The sequence below is a fragment of the Corallincola luteus genome (assembly GCF_004336975.1).
In the GTDB taxonomy this organism is placed as follows: Bacteria; Pseudomonadota; Gammaproteobacteria; order Enterobacterales; family Neiellaceae; genus Corallincola; species Corallincola holothuriorum.
The window spans coordinates 14,714-33,879 of the sequence record NZ_SJXE01000015.1 but is presented as its reverse complement, the minus strand read 5'-3'; the positions used below and the strand labels follow the sequence as shown (position 1 = coordinate 33,879).

The 19,166-nt window shown below is 50.1% G+C and carries 14 protein-coding genes; 11 read left to right on the top strand and 3 right to left on the bottom strand.

Annotated elements, in window-relative coordinates; translation table 11 throughout:
- The first annotated feature begins 30 nt into the window (after nt 1–30).
- The 3 genes from EZV61_RS18580 to EZV61_RS18570 all read left to right on the top strand — a co-directional run bounded on the left by EZV61_RS18580 (nt 31) and on the right by EZV61_RS18570 (nt 4,798).
- The gene (locus EZV61_RS18580; RefSeq protein WP_131417514.1) at nt 31–2,832 is read left to right on the top strand and encodes a M16 family metallopeptidase; all 2,802 of its coding nucleotides are present in this window, start codon (nt 31–33) and stop codon (nt 2,830–2,832) included.
- A gap of 80 nt (nt 2,833–2,912) precedes the next feature.
- Nucleotides 2,913–4,139, top strand: coding sequence for a potassium/proton antiporter (locus EZV61_RS18575; RefSeq protein WP_131417512.1), 1,227 nt, complete (start codon nt 2,913–2,915; stop codon nt 4,137–4,139).
- Nucleotides 4,140–4,237: 98 nt separating this feature from the next.
- Nucleotides 4,238–4,798: a DUF3124 domain-containing protein gene (locus tag EZV61_RS18570; RefSeq protein WP_130567419.1), complete on the top strand. Its 561-nt coding sequence runs from the start codon at nt 4,238–4,240 to the stop codon at nt 4,796–4,798.
- Nucleotides 4,799–4,843: 45 nt separating this feature from the next.
- Here the strand turns inward: EZV61_RS18570 and EZV61_RS18565 are convergent, their stop codons facing one another.
- A complete protein-coding gene (locus tag EZV61_RS18565) occupies nt 4,844–5,815 on the bottom strand; it encodes a zinc transporter ZntB (protein WP_131417510.1) in 972 nt (323 codons plus the stop codon).
- 41 nt (nt 5,816–5,856) lie between these two features.
- Nucleotides 5,857–7,407, bottom strand: a complete 1,551-nt coding sequence (locus tag EZV61_RS18560; protein WP_131417508.1) for a phospholipase effector Tle1 domain-containing protein — start codon at nt 7,405–7,407, stop codon at nt 5,857–5,859.
- A gap of 599 nt (nt 7,408–8,006) precedes the next feature.
- On the opposite strand from EZV61_RS18560, the gene EZV61_RS18555 reads away from it, so the two are divergent.
- The 7 genes from EZV61_RS18555 (at nt 8,007) to EZV61_RS18525 (ending at nt 16,894) form a co-directional block, all read left to right on the top strand.
- The gene (locus EZV61_RS18555; RefSeq protein ID WP_131417507.1) at nt 8,007–10,211 is read left to right on the top strand and encodes an FUSC family protein; all 2,205 of its coding nucleotides are present in this window, start codon (nt 8,007–8,009) and stop codon (nt 10,209–10,211) included.
- A 73-nt stretch (nt 10,212–10,284) separates the two neighbouring features.
- Complete coding sequence (locus tag EZV61_RS18550) at nt 10,285–10,497, top strand: DUF1656 domain-containing protein (RefSeq protein ID WP_114339546.1); 213 nt, start codon at nt 10,285–10,287, stop codon at nt 10,495–10,497.
- A 5-nt stretch (nt 10,498–10,502) separates the two neighbouring features.
- Nucleotides 10,503–11,429 carry an HlyD family secretion protein gene (locus EZV61_RS18545; RefSeq protein ID WP_131417504.1) on the top strand — a complete coding sequence of 309 codons (927 nt, stop codon included), beginning with the start codon at nt 10,503–10,505 and terminating at the stop codon, nt 11,427–11,429.
- A gap of 27 nt (nt 11,430–11,456) precedes the next feature.
- Nucleotides 11,457–12,983, top strand: coding sequence for an efflux transporter outer membrane subunit (locus tag EZV61_RS18540; protein ID WP_131417502.1), 1,527 nt, complete (start codon nt 11,457–11,459; stop codon nt 12,981–12,983).
- Nucleotides 12,984–13,226: 243 nt separating this feature from the next.
- Entirely contained in the window at nt 13,227–16,289 is a 3,063-nt protein-coding gene (locus EZV61_RS18535) for an intermembrane phospholipid transport YdbH family protein (RefSeq protein ID WP_165569665.1), read from the top strand.
- A 79-nt stretch (nt 16,290–16,368) separates the two neighbouring features.
- The gene (locus EZV61_RS18530) at nt 16,369–16,560 is read left to right on the top strand and encodes a YnbE family lipoprotein (protein WP_165569664.1); all 192 of its coding nucleotides are present in this window, start codon (nt 16,369–16,371) and stop codon (nt 16,558–16,560) included.
- 10 nt (nt 16,561–16,570) lie between these two features.
- Nucleotides 16,571–16,894, top strand: a complete 324-nt coding sequence (locus EZV61_RS18525) for a YdbL family probable chaperone protein (protein WP_114339551.1) — start codon at nt 16,571–16,573, stop codon at nt 16,892–16,894.
- Between the two features lie 89 nt (nt 16,895–16,983).
- Here the strand turns inward: EZV61_RS18525 and EZV61_RS18520 are convergent, their stop codons facing one another.
- The gene (locus tag EZV61_RS18520; RefSeq protein WP_131417498.1) at nt 16,984–18,207 is read right to left on the bottom strand and encodes an Nramp family divalent metal transporter; all 1,224 of its coding nucleotides are present in this window, start codon (nt 18,205–18,207) and stop codon (nt 16,984–16,986) included.
- A 265-nt stretch (nt 18,208–18,472) separates the two neighbouring features.
- On the opposite strand from EZV61_RS18520, the gene EZV61_RS18515 reads away from it, so the two are divergent.
- Nucleotides 18,473–19,129 carry a response regulator transcription factor gene (locus EZV61_RS18515; RefSeq protein ID WP_131417496.1) on the top strand — a complete coding sequence of 219 codons (657 nt, stop codon included), beginning with the start codon at nt 18,473–18,475 and terminating at the stop codon, nt 19,127–19,129.
- Nucleotides 19,130–19,166 lie beyond the last annotated feature (37 nt).

Genomic DNA, 19,166 nt, shown 5'->3' with positions numbered 1-19,166 from the left:
TTATACCCCTTTGCAGCATTGGAGGCTTGCATGCCGTTTCTGTTTCGCATTTTTAGCATTCTATTCTTTGTTATCTTGGCACCCGCACTGCTTAGCGCATGTCAGCCTAAGCAGCCCGAACCCGTCGCTTTAGGCACCCCAGCGGCGGAGATCACCGAGTTACCGCTCAGTGTCGCTGATATCGAGCTGCCTTATGAGGCGTTCGAATTGAATAACGGCTTAAAAGTGATAGTGCATACCGATCGCAAAGCGCCCTTGGTGGCCGTAAGTGTCTGGTATCACGTCGGCTCTAAAGATGAAGCACCCGGCAAAACCGGCTTCGCTCATCTGTTTGAGCATTTGATGTTTAATGGCTCTGAAAACCATGATGATGAGTACTTTGGGCCATTGGAAGCGGTGGGCGCGACCGATCTGAATGGCACGACCTGGTTTGACCGCACTAACTATTTTCAGACTGTACCTACCCCAGCATTGGAGTTGGCACTGTTCTTAGAGTCAGATCGTATGGGGCATATGCTCGGGGCAGTGACTCAAGAAAAGCTGGATAATCAGCGTGGTGTGGTACAAAACGAGAAACGTCAGGGTGACAACCGGCCTTATGGTATGACGGAGTACCGGATCCTCGAGGGTTTGATGCCGGAAGGACACCCCTATCGCTGGTCAACTATCGGCTCGATGGCGGATCTTGATGCGGCGTCGTTGGAAGATGTTCATGCCTGGTTTAAGCAATATTACGGCCCCAATAATGCCGTGATTGTGTTGGCGGGGGATATTGATCTCGTTGCAGCTAAACCGCTGATGGAAAAATACTTCGGTGACATTCCTGCAGGCCCCCCATTGCATCGTTTGCAGGCGATGGTTCCTGAGCGTACGCAGACCACGCGTGAACTTATGTATGATCGCGTGCCCAGCCCAAGGATCTACCGCTACTTTGCGATCCCCGGTCGTTCACAACCGGCACGCTTCCAGTTGGAATTGGCAGCGCAGATCTTGGGTAAAGGTAAGACATCACGACTGTATCAGCGGTTAGTGCATCAAGAGCAATTGGCAACAAGCGTTTCTGTACAGATTGAACCCCATGAGTTGACCAGCTTCTTCTACTTAGAAGCGGATCTGAAAGTGGATGCTGATCTGCATAAAGTGAATCAGATTGTCGATGAAGAGTGGCAACGCTTTTTGTCGCAAGGAGCGACTCAAGTTGAATTAGATCGCGCCAAGACCCAAGTGATGGCGGCGTATACCCGCGGACTTGAAAAAGTTGGCGGCTTCTCTGGCAAGGCGAGTCTGTTAGCGGAAAGTCAGCTCTATGGTGGAGACCCGGCGTTTTGGCGCAAAGGATTGCAGTGGTTAGTGGATGCGTCGGTTGAACAAGTTGGCGAACTTGCCGGTCGGTGGTTAAGTGCGGGTGATTATCAACTAACGGTATTGCCCTACGGTGAGCCTATGGCTCAAGACGAAGGGGTTGATCGCAGTGCCTTGCCACAGGTAGCAACGACACCTGACTTAGTCTTCCCTGCGGTCGAACGGGCGACCTTGAAAAACGGCATCAATGTGGTGTTTGCTCGTCGAGCGACGGTACCGGTGGTGAATGTCGCGTTGCAGTTTGATGCGGGCTACGCTGCGGACGCTGGCGGTAAGCCGGGGCTTTCCAACCTGACATTGAACATGCTGGATGAGGGTAGCGATGGCATTACCGGCCTTGAACTGGCTGAACAGTTGGAAACGCTGGGGGCAAGGCTAACCACTGATTCCAGTCTGGATACATCGACGGTAAGTCTGTCTGCGCTAAAGGGTAACCTTGTTGATGCGTTAACGTTGATGGCGAAGGTGGTGCAGTCCCCCAGTTTTGATGCCGAAGAGCTGGAACGACAGCGGCAGATCGTCTTAGCAAAAATACAGCAAGAGTGGGCTAGCCCAGTGTCGATAGCGATGCATACGCTGCCGCCACTGCTGTATGGCCAAGGTCATGCCTACAGTATTCCATTAACCGGCTCTGGCACCACGGCGGCGGTTTCCGCTATCACTCAGGCCGATCTGCAGCAGTTCCATACGCAATGGTTGCAGCCAGATAACGCCACGCTGTTCGTGGTGGGCGACACAGAGCTAGCGACGGTGATGCCACTATTGGAAAACACGTTGGGTCGTTGGCAGGCAAACAGGATGGCTAAACCAGTCAAGCAGATAGCACAAGTTGAGCTACCACAGCAGAGCCGTGTGTTGATCGTTGATAAGCCGGGTTCGCCACAGTCTCTCATTTTGGCTGGGCATGTCGCGCCGCCTACGGGGGTGGCAAATAACATTGCGGTTAAGTCGATGAATGATGTGATTGGTGGCTTGTTTACGGCACGGATCAATATGAATTTGCGTGAAGATAAGGGCTGGGCTTACGGCGCTTACTCTTTCTTCATTGATGCTAAAGGCCAACGTCCTTGGATGATCTACGCGCCAGTGCAAACTGACCGCACAGGCGACGCTATTGCTGAATTAAAACGTGAATTTACTGCTTATCTCGGCGATTCACCTGCCAGTCAGCAAGAGCTGGACAAGGTGGTGGCGTATCGTTCGCGGCAACTGCCTGGCCGTTATGAAACCGCAGGGAACGTGATGGCGGCGCTGCAAGCTAATCAGCGCTTTGAGCGACCCGACAGCTATATTGGCGCATTGGCCGGCGCTTACCGTAGCTTGCAATTAAGTGATGTGGAGGCCGCTGCTGTTGAGGTGATCCATCCGGACAAGTTAGCGTGGGTCATTGTCGGCGATAAAGCGCAGATCATCCCGCAATTGCAGGCGATAGGCATGAGCCGTACCGAAGAGTATCAGCAACCAGAGTAAACGAAACAAAGGCTACTTGAGCTGTCACTCTAGCCTTTGTCTTGTCATGGTTATCGTCAACATATGGAGGGGGCATAGCGGTGTCATTTGAAGTGGCAATGGTCGGTATTGCTATGCTGATCGTCATCGGCATTTTGCTTCACCATCCATCAAAAAGCTTGGGCGTGCCTTCGCTGCTGATTTTTATCGGCGTAGGCTTAGCGCTAGGCAACGGTGAATTTAACTTTGTTTATGACAACCTGCGGCTTACCTCTCTTGTCGGGGAGGTCGCGCTTAATGTCATCGTGTTTGTTGGTGGGTTAAATACCTCCACGGCAAAAATCAAAGTGGCTTATAAAGAGGGTGGGGCGCTCTCCTCTCTTGGTGTCATGTTGACGACGCTTATTTTTGGCCTGATCTTATATGGCTTGCTCGATTTTGAACTGATCACCTGTTTATTGTTCGCTGCGATTGTCTCTTCCACTGATGCGGCTGCGGTGTTTTCCATACTTGAATCAAAGAAACTAAAGCTTAAAGAACAAACGGATACCGTGCTTGAGTTCGAATCAGCCACCAATGATCCCGTGGCTTTGTTGACGGTGATCTTGTTGACGGACATTGCGCTGAGTAGCGGCGGAGCTCAGATCCTTGTTAGCGAGATATTACTGATGTTAAGCCAGCAGGTGATCGTCGGTTTAGCGGGGGGATACCTGATTGGGAAGCTGGCGGTGTGGTCGCTTAATCATATCAAACTGCAAGAGTATGGCTTGATCCCCGTGTTTATTTTGGCGAGTTTTATCATCGCTACCTATGGCACCGATCTGCTTGGTGGCAATATATTGATCGCCGCTTATGTTGTGGGGGTCATTATTGGCAATGAGCTACAGCGGGGCAAGGAGGTGAGTAAGCACTTCTTTAACAGTTTAGCTTGGCTGGCTCAGTCGCTGATGTTTGTGGTGCTGGGGCTACAGATATTCCCGCAGCAACTTTGGCCTGTGTTTATTACCTCTATTTTGCCCGCTTTGTTATTGGTGTTTGTCGCCCGTCCTTTGGCTGTGCAGATATGTTATCTGCCATTTCGCCGGGCGAGCTGGCGTAAACGTCTGTTTATTTCTGCGATTGGCCTGAAAGGCGCAACCCCGATTGTTTTTGCATTGATCCCTGCCGCCGCAGGCCTTGCTGAGGGCACTCAAATCATCCATATGGTGTTTTTTATGGTGTTGGTGTCGGTGCTTATACAGGGCGGAGCTATCGAGCCATTGGCAAAAGCATTGCGACTTAATGATAACGTTGAAAATAGTCCGCCAGATAAAATTGAACGCCCTTAGACAAAAGTGTCTAACTTGAAGAGCGGAATATTGGTAAACCTAACAGCACGTAGCACACTAATGTGTAACCAATCTCCATGGTTTTTAAGGAATGAAGAATGGCTAAAGAAAGAGTATGGGTAACATCGCTGTCCGTTGTTATTTTACTGGTACTTATCGGTGTCAGTGGTTATTTGGGTAACTTGGTGAGCAAGATGGAAACCATGGAAGACAAGCTTGGCTATGGCCAGCTTAATAAGCAGCATGCCACGGTACCGCAGCTAAAAAGCGCCACCCCCGAAGGGGCGATGATGCGTACAACCTATATTCCTAGCTATTCCCATGTGTATGGTGACGGTGGTAAACCGCTGCTACTGGAAAGCGCCTTGATAGTGCGTAACACCGACAGCGAATATGGCATGACCATTCATTCTGTAAACTACTATGATTCATCCGGTCATTTAGTAAAAGAGATGCTGGCTACGCCGATCCAACTCAACCCATTAGCTAGCGCAGAGTATCTTGCAGAAAAAAGTGATATCAGTGGTGGTTCAGGGGCTAACTATTTGGTGGTTTGGTCAGCCGTTCCTGACCTGACGCCACCGATCCTAGAAGCTGTGATGGTTGGTTCGTCGGATTATACTGAGGTCTCTTTTACCAGCCGAGGGATCACCCATTAGCGTGCTTACAACCGCATGTCCTAAATTGCTGCTGCGACCAATAGGCTAAAACCAACGTTTAATGTAAAAAATAGCCACTTGGATCGCCGCGGTGACGAGAATAAGCCCACATACAAGGGTAAAGCCCCACTCATTATCGGCGAGAGGGATGCCTCCGACGTTGATACCCAGCAAGCCAGTGAAGAAACCCATAGGTACAAAAATACCGGCAAATATGGTTAGCAGGTAGATACGTTTTTCACTTTTAGCTGCCAGCTGGCCTTCCACTTCAGCTTTAATAAAGCTCAGTCGCTCCTTGAGGGTGTCAATTTGTTCAATCAACCTTTGTGTGGCATCGGCGCGTTCCCGAAGTCCAAAGCGTGAATCTTCGCTTAACCAATCGGGTTTAAGGCTGATCAGGGCGAGGATGGCATCTTTCTGTGGTGCAAAATAGCGACGAAAGTGGATCAGTTGCGTACGTAGTGGGTAGATCCGTTCACTGACAGACAAATCACCCTTCTCAAAAAGTTGGTCTTCGGCTAAGTCGGTCTGATCTTCGAGTTGGTCAATCAAGTCGCGCATGCGGTGAGTTAAGTGTTTTGTTAATGATGCCAGCAGTTCGTCAATATGTTTCGGCCCATTGCCAGCGTGCAATTGCGTAGTTACATCTAATACTGAATAAATTCGGCGCTTTCTGACACTGATAAGGCGGTGGGATTGGCAAAGGATCCGCAGTGACACCATATCGTCTGGTTCTGCGCCGGGGTTGATATTGATACCGCGTAAGTTTAGGAGGACGCCTTCTTGGGCTTGAACACAGCGAGGGCGTGTATCTTCGGCGCACAGCATATCTACGGTTGTAGGGGATAACCCCAGTTCGTTTTGCAGTTGTTCTGGTTGCAGTTCGTTAAGGTCTAAATGTAGCCATCTGGACTCGGTATGGGAGCTACTGGTTATCTGTTCTGGTGGCAGCGCACTTGCTCCGCCTGTGCCGTCGAGTTGAAGTGCGTGTATTACCCCAGCTACAGTCGCCATCATTTTCTCTACTCTGATTCTTATTGGGTTGCCAGCAACGACTATTAGACGATATCGACAGAGGTGCGCATCTCTTCGCCGACCAATAGGCGGGTAACTTTGAGCAGCATTTTACCTGCATTGTTACCGTAAAAATCGGGTAAGTCATTAGCGAACGGGCAAAACTCTCCAGACTTACGCGGGGTATAGCTGCTCTCTAGGCCGATGGGAAACAGTTCATTTTCATTGGCACCGATGGCGCCACACAGTGCCAGCCAGTTGACATTGGGCAGCCTTCGGAGCGGTTCATAGACTGCGAAAGGTTGATGGTGGGGACCTAAACTGACAGTGCTGCGATTCCAACCATTGGCGTCGCATTGAATATCTGCATCGCGCCATGACTGTTTCGGTAGCACTTCGAATTGATAGTGCTCTCCGGCTATCAGCACTAGTCCAGTGCGGTTAAACTTTTCAGCGGCAAAAACGGTGACCGTGACGCTGGTATCGACATCCAAGCGGCGTAAATTTTGTATCGGCAGTTCGATGTGGGGATTGATGCCCTGATACACCAGTTTGCTGCCATCTTGAGTTAGCAGTTTGTGCGGACGCCCTTTTAAAGAGACTGGGCGGTAATCATGAGCAGCGTGGATCCGCGTGGCGACAGAGTGATGCACCAGCGGTGCCTGGGTTGTTGCCGTATCATTTTCGATAACGCAACAGAGGCGGTGGTCACAGGTGATCAGCCCAGACAATGGGCCGCGCTGCTGTTGGTGATTTCTGCCCAGCGGATCCGGTTTAATCACGACATCGTCTGCTGAGATCTGGTAATCGGCGTTGGCAGGTAATATGTTGCGGTAATCCACTGCAGCATGACGTTTAACGGTTAGTGGGAAGGGCTGATCATCCAACCATTGCAGGCAATATTGCAATGCGTTGTCGGACAAGCCGTCCTGGTGATAGCCTCCGCCGACGTCCGCATGGGCACCAGCAAACCAGACTTCATGCACTTTATCCTGTTGGTTCATTAACGTGGGTTGAAATGCGCTGCGTTTCTCATCCAGTGCCACCAAGTGCAGGGCCTGGATCACTATTTCAGGTAAGCTGCAGTTCTCAAATAGCACATCGGTTTTTGGTCGATCTTCTTTCTGCAGATCTGCGCCGCCGATAGACGCGACGGTATCGAAAACTGCCTCGTAGATAGATGGCGTTGTGATGGTGCGGGCAAGGATCGCGGCAAACCGTCGGGCTAAGGCTGCCCCGCGGCTGAAACCTGTGACCAGTAAAATATCTTGTTCAGGATTAAAATTGGCGCGGGTGAAATCGATCAAAGCGCGTTTCAATATCTGCGCCACATCACTGCCTTCAGGGGCAAAGATAGCGTTGATTGCCTGTTGCATCGCATTGCCGTAAGCACCGATGCCAGCATAATAATAGCTGCGCTGATTGTTGTCCCAGCCGCGGCCCTGTTCGCCTAACGAGCCGCCACAAAGTAAGTGCAGCTTTAATACGTTGGTAATACTGCTGTCTTCCAGTTGGCCTAGGCTATCAACGGCTTGTTCCGCATCACTAGGATCATTACAGGTGCCATCGAAGTTAAATATAAAGGTGCGCGCCATCCGTGTGTCTCTCTCTTTATTGGTCAATGCAGCCCATAAAATCACTGTATTTAGTTTAGCAGCCAATAGCTTAGCTGCAGGTAATTCCTTTCCGTAATGGTTTTATTCACCGCCCATTCATTACCGAATCGTATTCACCATCGGAGCTGGTTCTGAATGACGATGAGCATGCGTTTTGTTGCCTGTTTTTGAGTTTCTATTTTGCATGAACCGTAAAACATGGTGCTAGTCTTCACGTCAGGTGTTCGCGTCAAGAGTTTGCGCACGGTAGGGCGTTGTCGATGTGGGTAATAATGGCGGCTGAATGCTTGGCGCCAAGTTATGCACGTTAAGTCAATCACGTTAGTTAAACTCGAAATATCAAAACGTTAGTTTTGCGGCTATGTTAATAATATGGACTGAAAGTTCCGCTTTCCGTTACTACGATGACAACAAGCTATTATCATTTTTGTAAATAGCGTGAGTGCCTCTGTCTTGTTCGGCGCACCTCTTCGATGGGATTGCTTGAGCACTGAGCACTGAGCACTTAGCAATGAGTACTGTTTCGCCACTATCAATTTGTGTGGGGCGACATGGGTTATTCCCTAGGGGAACTCTGAGTGAGCTTGAAATCAACTGAGCGCATGCAAATACCGCCGCTATCTGCCAAGGCTAAGCATTCGATAAAGTTTGGCTTGGCGATGGTGATCAGCTATTTCCTTGCGTTGAACTTTTCCTGGATGAGCCCCACTTGGGCTGCGATTGCAGTGGCAATGATTGCGCTCCCCACCGCTGGCCAGTCTCTTGCCAAAGGAATGTTAAGGGCAAAGGGCACCATTCTTGCCTTTGCTGCCGGCCTGTTTTTCCTTGCTATGTTTCCCCAAGATCGTTGGTTGTTAATGATCGCAGTTACCCCTTACTTAGCCTTCGTTACTTATAAAATGACCGGTAAAGATGGTCAGTACGCTTGGTTTGTCGCTGGCTTCGTTGCCTTAATGATCTTAACGGCAGGGCCAGGGGAACCAGGACATGCGTTTCTGTTTGCCGCATACCGGGTGTTAGAGACATTGATCGGCATTCTCATCTGGACCTTGATATCGGTGTTTATTTGGCCGGTGAGCAATCGCAACGCATTGCATGAACTGAGCGAGCGTCTCATTGAATCTGAACGAATGGCGCTTGATCATTATCGGGCGCAGCTATTAGGGCGTGAGACCGAACAAGACGCTGTGGTGAGCTTTCAGTCTTGTGAGACGCTCATTGCGCAACTGAAGCAAACGGTGGATGCGGCTGGCGCAGAAAGCTATGACGTAAGAATGGCAAAGGCTGAGTGGCAACGGTTACAGCTCCTGTCTAAATCATTCGTCAGTATGGGAAGGCGCTTTGATGGGGGGATCGCCGACTTACATCAGGTCGACGTCGCCAAGGCGTTACCAAATATTGATGTGTACTTGGCTGAAATATCCACTCATTTGCAACAGGTGGGTGATTTTTTGCGGGGCGATAGCGTCAATCTATCTGATAACGTGAAGCAGTTAGTGGTTGAGCAGAGCTATATTGATGGACTTAATCACTTTCAACGCGCTGCGATCGCCGTGGCGATTAAAGAGTTGTCACATTGTGCGAGTATTGTCAGCAGCATCATTGATTGTGTTACCAACATTAAAGCGTATGAGCGGGGTGGTGAACAGCAGAACCGCCCAGGATCAGAAACCCCTGTTGATAAAAAAATAGTACCTTTGGGTTTTGCTTTGACGCCACTGGATCCGGATCGGATTCGATACAGTTTTTTTGCCGTGGTGTCATTGTGGGTCGGCTTCCTTATCTGGATCTATATTGACCCACCCGGGCATGTCAGCTGGCCATACTTTTTGCCAAATCTTGCTTTAGCGGCAATGCAGGTACCGCATATGCGATTTAGAATGGCAAAGGTATTTGGTACTGCTTATATCTGTTTGATGCCGATATATATCTTTGTTATGCCCGAGCTTTCTCAGTTTTGGCAACTAGCCATTCTATTGTTTGTTATATCTGCACTTATTTCCTACATTTTACCGCCTCTGATTGCGATCGCCTTTTACCTGGGAATGTTCAATATGCTGGGTATTACAAACACCCAACACTATGATGTTGCCGCCATGATGAACACCTTGGTCTTCAATGTGATTGCACTCGTCATCGTCTATGGCCTCTCTCATATTGCTGGCTCGCCTCGTCCACATAAAAAATGTTTGAAGATGCTAAATCGCTACTTTCATAGCAGTGGGGTGGTACTTGCATCGTTGGCTGAACCCAACACCAAGCGTTCTTTCTTTGCCCGCCAGCGACTCGCTTATCACCAGCAAGAGATGCGCAGCTTGCCTGCAAAGCTGGCGATGTGGAGTGCACAGATTGACGGTAAACAATTACCTGATGATGGACGTATGAAATTGCCATCTCTGATTTCAACGCTGGAGATGATGTCACTTCGAATTGATGATCTTTATCGCCTTCGCCAAACGGTATTCGCTGCTCCCTTGGCTGGTGCGGTGAATGAAGAGATTGCAGAGTGGCGGCGAGCATTGGCTCGAACATTTGGTCATTTGGCGAAGGGTAAAGCTTTGGACTCTGTAGACAAAATCAGCTTGTTGCTGCAAGCGCGGTTGCAGAGGTTGGATAGGTGTTGTGAGACAGCTATCAATCAATGTAATCGAGCGAATGATGAAGAGCTCAAGCATCTCTATGTTGTGCTTGGCTGCTATCGTAATTTGTCGCAGGTGACCTTGGCATATATTGGTTTGTCGCAGCAATTTGATTGGCAAATGCTACACGAAGAACATTTTTAGCTTTTGGCCTGACTCGCTAGCTTGCGTCACTCGTCAATGCTGGCTCAGTTGTTGGAGCAAAGGAAGGTACTTGATGTCCGAATTTCCACATGAATTTTTTATCGCTGATGTCTACATGCCGCCGCTATTGGTGGCGAGCGTGTTAGGGATCTTAGCGACCAGCGTGACGGTTGGGCAGCTAGAAAAGCGCCGCTTGGCTCGCTACTTTTTTTATCCGCCTTTGGTCTACGTCGCGTTAGCCGTTATCTACACAGGCGTTATTGGCATTTTTATCGTTAAGGTATGACAAATATGCTCGGTTTAAACAGAAAGCATCTTGCAACAGCTGCAGTGGTAGCGGTGGCGATTGCCATCGTGCTGTATATGTATAGACATTATGTCCTTAACCCTTGGACCCGTGACGGTCAGGTGCGGGCTCAGGTTATTCAGATCGTGCCTAGGGTATCCGGCCCTATTATTAACCTTCCGATTAAGGACAACGCCAGTGTCAAACAGGGTGACCTGCTTTGGCAGATTGACCCAAGAACGTTTCAGGCTGCATTAGATCAGGCCAGTGCCCAGCTTAGTTCTGCGCAGGCGCAGTTAGATGAAGCGAAAGATGAAGAGCACCGAGCTCGACGTATCCGCAAGAAAAACCCCGGGGCAATGTCTGTTGAAGATATGAATGCGCGGGTAAATGCACGTAAGGGAGCTGAAGCCGGGGTTAAGCTGGCGGAAGCCGCGCAAGAGAGTGCCCGTTTAGACTTGGAATTTTGTGATGTGAAAGCGCCAGTTGACGGTTACGTGACGAACCTGCGCTTACGCTTAGGCAGCCAAGCGGTGGCTAATTCCCCTGCGCTGGCCTTGGTGGATGTCAACAGCTATTGGATTGATGGCTATTTTCGCGAGAATTATATTGCCGATATGCGCCGTGGTGATCGCGCCGTGGTGACTTTGATGACTTACCCAGATAAGCCGGTGGAAGGTGTGGTTGATAGCATAGGCTGGGGGATCGCTCAAAGCGACGGCAGTACGGGGGAAAACCTCTTACCTACAATTAGCCCTACGTTTGAATGGATCCGTTTGGCTCAACGAGTGCCCGTGCGTGTCCATGTCACCGATCTACCAGAAGGGGTGGAATTACGTGTTGGTACCACCGGGTCGGTGTTGGTGATGACCGGCACAGCAAGTGAGACTGATGAAGAGATGCCGTTGGCAGCCCCTGAACCATTATTATAAAAATCGTTGTTTGACGAGGGATCGGATATGAAGCGCATGTTTCCAACGGCTAAGTCAGCGGTATATCTGGCGGTAGTTTTAGCAGTGTCGGGTTGTACTACGTTAGGGCCTGATTATGTTGAACCTGACAGTCGGGTTGAAATGGATTGGTTGGAGGCCAAAGATCCTGCTTTGTCAGCCACCGAACCAACAGATCCTCAATGGTGGAAGTCATCGTTTAACGATCCAGTTCTGGATAACTTGATTACTGCAGCCTTGGCTGACAACTTAACCCTGCGTTCTGCTGGGTTACGTGTACTTCAGGCGCAGGAAAACCTACGCATTGCCGCGGGACAACAATATCCGACCCAAACCTTAAGCGGCGGCATCGGTCGTGAAGGCTTAGCGCCGAATAGCACAGGCCCAGGTGTTGACCGTAATTTCTATAGCGATGACCTGGGTTTTGGATTGGGTTGGGAAGCTGATGTTTGGGGCCGCTTTCAACGCTTGGTTGAGTCAGCTTCCGCCGAATTAGATGCCTCTGTTGCTAGTTACGATGGTGTGGTGATCACCCTGTTAGCACAGGTGTCACAGACCTATCTGAATATACGTACCTTGGAGGAACGCCAGCGTTACCTGCGGGATAACATCAAGGTACAGAGTGCCAGTTTAACGATCGCCGAAGATCGCTATGAAGGTGGCTTGGTGACCGAACTGGATCCGGAACAGGCGCGAGGTTTACTTTACAATTCACAAGCTACGCTCAGTTCCTCTGAGATTGCCTTAGCCCAGCTTAAGAACAACCTATCACTGCTGTTGGGACAGCCGCCAAGCAAGGTGCGAGAGCTCTTGGGTGAGCCTCGAGCCATTCCTACCGCACCAGCCCAAATAGCCATTGGCATGCCGCAAGATCTCATTCGTCGTCGCCCAGACATTCGTCAGGCGGAACGTCAGTTAGCCGCGCAAAGCGCGCAGATAGGTTTTGCTATTACCGATCTTTATCCGACCTTTACCTTGGGCGGAAATATTGGTTTTGCCAGCACCGACAGTGGTAACAATGAGCTGACAGACCTGTTCCAAAGTGACTCACGTAGCTGGAATTTTGGTGCAGGCTTTTCTTGGAATCTATGGAACTATGGTCGCATCAAGGGCAACATTCGGCTGCAAGATGCGCTGTTTCAGCAGCTCAAATCTGACTACCAAAATAGTGTGTTGAGTGCCCAGGCCGAGATTGAAAATGCGATCGTTTCTTATCTGGTGAGTCAGGAGCAGTTAGCCTGGTATGTTAAGGCGACGGAGGCGGCGCAACGTTCAGTGACACTGTCACAGGTACAGTATGATGATGGTTTGGTCGATTTTGACACCGTGGTGAATAACCTCACTGCGTTACGTGATCAGCAAGATCTCCTTGCCAGCACTCAAGGCGCGGTGGCGATTAATTTGGTTGATCTCTATAAAGCGCTTGGTGGTGGCTGGCAGATCCGCACCAGCAGTCGTGCTGATGATCTGCTTCCTGAAGCAGTGAAACAGGAGATGCGAGAACGAACGGACTATTGGGACGGCGTGCTGGAGTGATAGGTTACGGCCATCTGGTGACTCGGGAACCGATGGCTGTTAACTATGGCCGTTGACCTGTAACTGCTTCGCAAGCCGTTACAAATTCGTCGATAATTCCACTGTTCGACAGCATATTACGTGTCGCGTGTATGCTACTGTATAACGATATTAACCCTGTCTTTTTAGTTATTAATGACCTCCGAGACATCACCGTTGTTGTCCTCCCGCTGGCTGAAATTTGGCATTTTCTTAGGTGTCATTGTGACAGTGCTGAGCTTTTTGGCGGCACTGGCCGTGGCCGTAGTTTGGAAATTCTATTGGCCGACATCGGTTAGCGTCGAACAGGTTTCTATTGAGCTGGATCCGCTACAGATCTCTGTTGTGCAATTACGTTGGCAGTCACCGCAACGGACGGCATGCTATATCGATATTGAGCAGCTTGATGCATCCCACATGCGCAAGTTTGTTGGCGACAAAGGACGTGGATTACGAATGCTGATCGATTCGGTATTTGTTGCCGAAGCTTGCTTGCAGGACACAGCTACTGCCGCAGGTAGCTCTGATGACTCATCACCGGCCGACGATGGCGGTGAGGGGGCCAGCATTGATTTGCCCCTGTGGTTGTCGTGGATTGAGCTTGATGTCACTCATCTGGTGGTGGAGCAGTGGGGGCGTGGTGAAGTTGCAGTCGAGATAAGTGAGAACGGTTTGCAGCTCCGTGGTTCTCTTTATCCTCAAACCAACCTGCTTACCGCGACGCAATCTCTGCCCACTTTGTTAAGTGAAGAGTGGCCAGTTGATCTTAATTTTCATTGGTCTCCCAACAAGGAAGTGATTTCACTGACGACCGGCTTAGCCGAGCAGTGGCAGCTGCAATTGGGAGGTACCCTGCAGCAAAGCGATGGGCTTAACTATCAGTTATCCGGTGCGTTGGATTGGTATCCGTCACCTAAGATCCATCTGCCGTTTTCTGTCTCGGGGGATGGAGACAAGCAAGTGTTGCAGATCAGCCAAGCAACGCTGGCTAATCAGCCTTCGCCGTTGTTGGTTGATAGCGAAATTGAACTTGATTGGCCCAACTATGAGTTGGCACTAGAGGTATCGACAGATCTGAGTGCCGATTTAAGTGCGACTCAGCCGGTGGTCGTTACGCTGACCAGTATCGGTGATCTGCAACAGGTGTTGCCGAAAGACGAGTTGACGGGACGCAAGGCGATCCCATTATCCGGTGAGCTTAATGCACGTTATCAACAGCTCAAGCCTAGCCATAATCAGGTGAACTTGACGGAGCCAGCCATGATCGCAGAGCTGACCGCGCCGTGGACGTTGACGCTTAAGCCGTTCTCCGTGGAGTTGTTGCCTAAGGTAATCGTTACCCAATATGGGGCAAGTGATAACGATGAGAGTGCCGAGGAGCCTGCCGCTTCTCAGTCCGTTCTTTCCGCCGAATTTTCTGGCCAGTTACAGGTGAATAACGAACAGGCGCAGACGAAACTAACTGGGCAGATCCAACATCCATTATTGGCAAACAATCAGCAGCAATTTGATGGCCAGTTGAGCTTTGCTGATATGGCGTTGCTTGGGCACTGGCAGAGCAGTGGGGTGCTAGCGGATACGCCGCTGCGTTATCAGTTGTCTACCCAGCTGGCGGGTGACACCAAGCAGTTAGTATTCATTGTCGATCAAGGAGAGGCGCAGTGGCAGGGGGTACTACTCGGGGAGCAGGCCGAGACGGTGACGGTAAGCATACAACCCGATAGCCGAGGGATGTTTGATCTTGAGAAAAGCTCACTGCTTGCTGCGATTGACCTGGCCATTGCTCACCCCTATGGCGCTGATGCCGAGCAGCCCGCATCCTTGAATATTGCCCTGGAGACTGAATTGGCAAGCGCTCGCGTGGCAGGTATCGCCTCATTGGTATCGCCGTTAACCTATCATCAAGATGCCGTGTCGGTGAATGGCCACAGCATGGCGGAGGTGCGCTTAGATGGACTGTTATCTGCCCCAGAACTGATGTTGCATCGTTTTGACCTGTATGCGGATATCGAAAAGCAGGCATCAATGACTGAGCATGAACCTACTGCTGGCGCTAGCAAGCCCTTTGTCTTACGGCAATTGCATAGTCAATTGGCGACGCCGTTTGCGCTATTGCCACAGCCTGAGACGGCTTGGTTGCAGCTCAACAGCAGTGCCACCTCGGCGCAATGGGGCTTAGATCCGCTACCTTTGCCGCAGGTGTCTGCGCGGTTAAAGCCGTATGACTTGAATCAGCCTATCGACATTCTCGTCGACTACTCGGCCAGTCCTGTGGCTGATGCACTGCAACAGGCATTTAGCCTTGAGTCTCCGCAGGCGTTGCCGCAAACCATCGCCGGGCAGCTGGTGCTTGCAGATAATCGTGGCCAGGTTTCGATAAACGCGCTTGATATCACGCCGTTTGCACCCTTGATCGACCCTGTTCTTACCTTACGTGACGGGCGATTCAGTGGCGAGTTTAAGGCGCTGAATATTTTGCCAGTGGTAGAGGAGGCTGGGGAGCCGGTGCAACCGATAGCGCCAGCGCCAGAGATTGATGGCAGATTTACCCTGTCAGAGGTTAGCGGTGAATACACGGGAATGCTGTTTGAGCAGGTTGATATAACTGCAACTGAGTTTACGACGACTCTCAACGACGCGCTTGTTATTAATGCGCAGGGGCAGATGAAAGCGGGGGAGGTGTATACCGGTGTATCAATGCAACAAGCAAGCACGGATTGGGTATTTGAACAATCTGCTGACATGCAAAAAGCCGTGGTGACAGATCTCAGTGTTGATCTGCTTGGTGGTCATGTGACGGCGCCGAAGTTAAGTTATCCGTCGCAGCAGTATCAAGCGGTGTCGGTTAGCGGGTTGGATCTGCAACAAGCTGCTGCTTTGCAATCAGAGCCAGTGGTGGCATTGAAAGGTAAGCTAGATGCCATGTTACCGTTGCAGCTTTCTGAGGCAGGCGTGAGTATACAGAACGGCCGTTTGGTTAATCGGGGCATGGTTGATATTGTGGTTAGCGACCCGAAGGTGATTGACCAATATGCGCTAGCTAATCCGTCGCTTGCTTTGGTGTTAAATAACCTGAAGCAGATGCAGGTTAATCTGCTAAGTGCCGATATCTCGATGCAAGCTGATGGTCTGGCGGATATTAAAGCGGTTGTCCATGGTCGCAATCCGAACGAAACCAGACCGATACATCTGAATTATAGCCATCAAGAGAATCTGTATGAGCTGTTAAAAAGCCTACGAATGGGCGATAGTTTCCGCAAGCAGATAGAGCAACAGCTTGAGAAATAACTTTGGGACTAGCTAAGTAACTAGCTATCTAATTAACTAACGATGGGAGCAGTCAGACCATCGTGGCAAAGGAGCCAGTATGAATAGACAACGCCTGATCATCATGGGGTGTTTGTTAATGTTCGCCGCCGCATGCACGCCAAGGGTGGAGCTCGCCGCCCCTGAGAAGCCAATAACCATCAACCTTAATGTCAAAATCGAGCACGAGATTAAGGTTAAAGTCGATAAAGAGCTGGACGATCTGTTCAGTGACGATTCAGATTTATTCTAAGGAGTTCATTATGATTAAACGGATATCTATGGGGTTGTTAGCCCTGCTGTTGAGTGCTTCAGTGTTTGCCGCCATAACGCTGGACGCAGCTAAATCTCAAGGCTTGGTCGGTGAGCAATTAGATGGTTACCTGGGGGTTGTCGTAGCGTCAGATGATGTGTCTGCACTTGTCACCGATATTAATGCTAAACGCCAGCAAGCTTACGCAAAGATTGCCAAGCAAAACCAGCTGACGTTAGAACAGGTCGCGGTGTTGGCTGGGAAGAAAGCGATTGATAAAACCCCGTCAGGGCAGTTTATTCAGGCTGCCGATGGTACCTGGATGAAGAAGTGATTTTTCATCGCTAAACCTTCTCCCATTATGGGAGAAGGTTTGCATCATACTCTTTCGGTTCTGACCTTAACGAGCCTGTGACAAAGCGTTTACCCAAAGAACTTTTGCCACGCCACATATGAAAAAAACAGCAGTGTGATAAGCAGCATGCCATTGTATAGCATGCTGTTTTTGTCTGACTTCATCCCTTTTTGGTTATTGAAGTAGAGCAGCGCGATGGCCAGAAATGGCATAAAGAAAGTGCCAAATACTGAATAGATTTTCTGCACCTCTTTAAAGCTTACCCAGAGGCTCATGATCGGGAGCAGCGCCAGGGCTAACTGAAACAGTTGGTAGCTGGATCTGTCTGCTAACTTGGTCGTCTGCTCTTTGCCTGCTGGCGTTAAGTGTTTAACTAGATCCGCAAACATATAGGGCACCGCCTGCCAAACGCCCAGCAAGCTACTAAAGATGGCGAAGAAGCCTCCCACCAAAAACATCCATTTACCCGTCGTGCCTAGTGCGGTTTCCAGACTGGCAGCGAGGTTAATGATAAGGCCACTGCCTTTACCTTCAACCGAGACCGTACTGCCGATAATCACCATCGACAGGCCAAACAGAATCGTTACGGCATAGCCCACCAATAAGTCGATACGGCAGGTAGCAATATCTTCTCGTGAGATACGCTGTTTTTCACGGATCCAGTAGCCGTAGGAGAAGATTGTCAGTGTGCCGCCGACACCACCAATAAGCGCGACCGTCCAGGTTAACCCTTTGCCATCAACATCTGGGATCGAGGGGATAAATAAACCTGATAGCACTTGGGTGTTGCCGGGCCAAAGGATAAGCGCGGTGGTAAAGACTATCAGCACCATAATGGCGACCGAGAAGCCCATGATTTTTTCAAACAGGGCAAAGTTGCCGGCTCTGACCAATAACAACCCCAACAGACTGCAGGTAATACCAAACACAATTTTTCCAGTGCCTGCGCTAAACACCGGGAACAGCGCATGCATCGCCACACCGCTGGCACTGATCAGCGCCGAGCCAACAAAGAAAGACCAGAGTACGAGGTAAGCAAGAAAGATATAAACAAAAGGTTTGCCAAAGCGCTGGGCAAAACCGTCGATCAGGCTGTCACCATTGACCAATTGCCAACGGGCGATCCCCTCGGTTAAAGCGAACTTCAGCAGGCCACCTAATACAACCGCCCATAATACGGCGACCCCCAGGTGGCTACCGGCAAACCCTGCGGTGGCTAAGTCTCCGGCTCCAACGCCGGTGGCTGCGATAAGCAAGCCGGGAAGGATGATAGAAAGTGTTCTCTTGTCCATGTTATCTGCGCCTTCTAGACACTCTTTTATTATTCCTATCTTTTCAGTGTGCTAGTAACACCGGTCAGAGGCAATCCTAACCCCGTCAAAGTGGTGCTTGTGGTCACAATAATCTTGATAAAAATTAAGGGGGTAATGGGGTGGTATATCGACAGAGTTTAGGCAAGCGGGAGTCTACGCATATCACAACGCGATTGTTTTACACTTTTTATATTGCCGTTAATGGGCTAGGTTGAGAACAAATAATTATTAGAATCGCAAGCATATGAGTCAAGCAGTTACCTGGTTAGTGGCGGATGATCATCCGTTGTTTCGGCAAGCGATTATGGAAAGTCTGAAGCCAGCCTTTCCCGATGTTGAGTGGCTTGAGGCGGAAAACGTGGAGCAGCTAGAGCGGCGCCTGAATATGCCGCAAGAGATCGAGTTGCTGTTGTTGGATCTGAAAATCCCCGGTGCCCATGGCTTTTCTACGTTGATCCATATGCGCAGCCACTACCCTGATCTGCCGGTGGTGATTGTTTCTGCATACGAAGATCTCGACACCATACAACGTGCCATCCAATCCGGTGCCAGCGGTTTTATCCCTAAATCATTGTCAGCAAAAGCGATGGTTGCAGCGGTACAAACTGTGCTCGACGGTGGCATCTCTGTGCCCGACAAGGGTACTTTGAAACCGAAAGGTCATGATGCTGACGATATGGTTGAAAAAGTTGCTTCACTGACGCCGCAGCAATACCGCATCCTGATGATGTTTGCTGAAGGTTTATTGAACAAACAGATAGCCCCTGAACTGGAAGTTTCTGAGGCGACGGTCAAAGCGCATGCGACTGCTATCTTTAAAAAGCTTGGCGTTACCAACCGCACGCAGGCGGTGATCGCCCTAAGTCATCTGGACCTTGATAAGGAAACGACAGGCCTATAGATGATTGACATCGCTAAGGCGAAAATAGTGCCTCAGT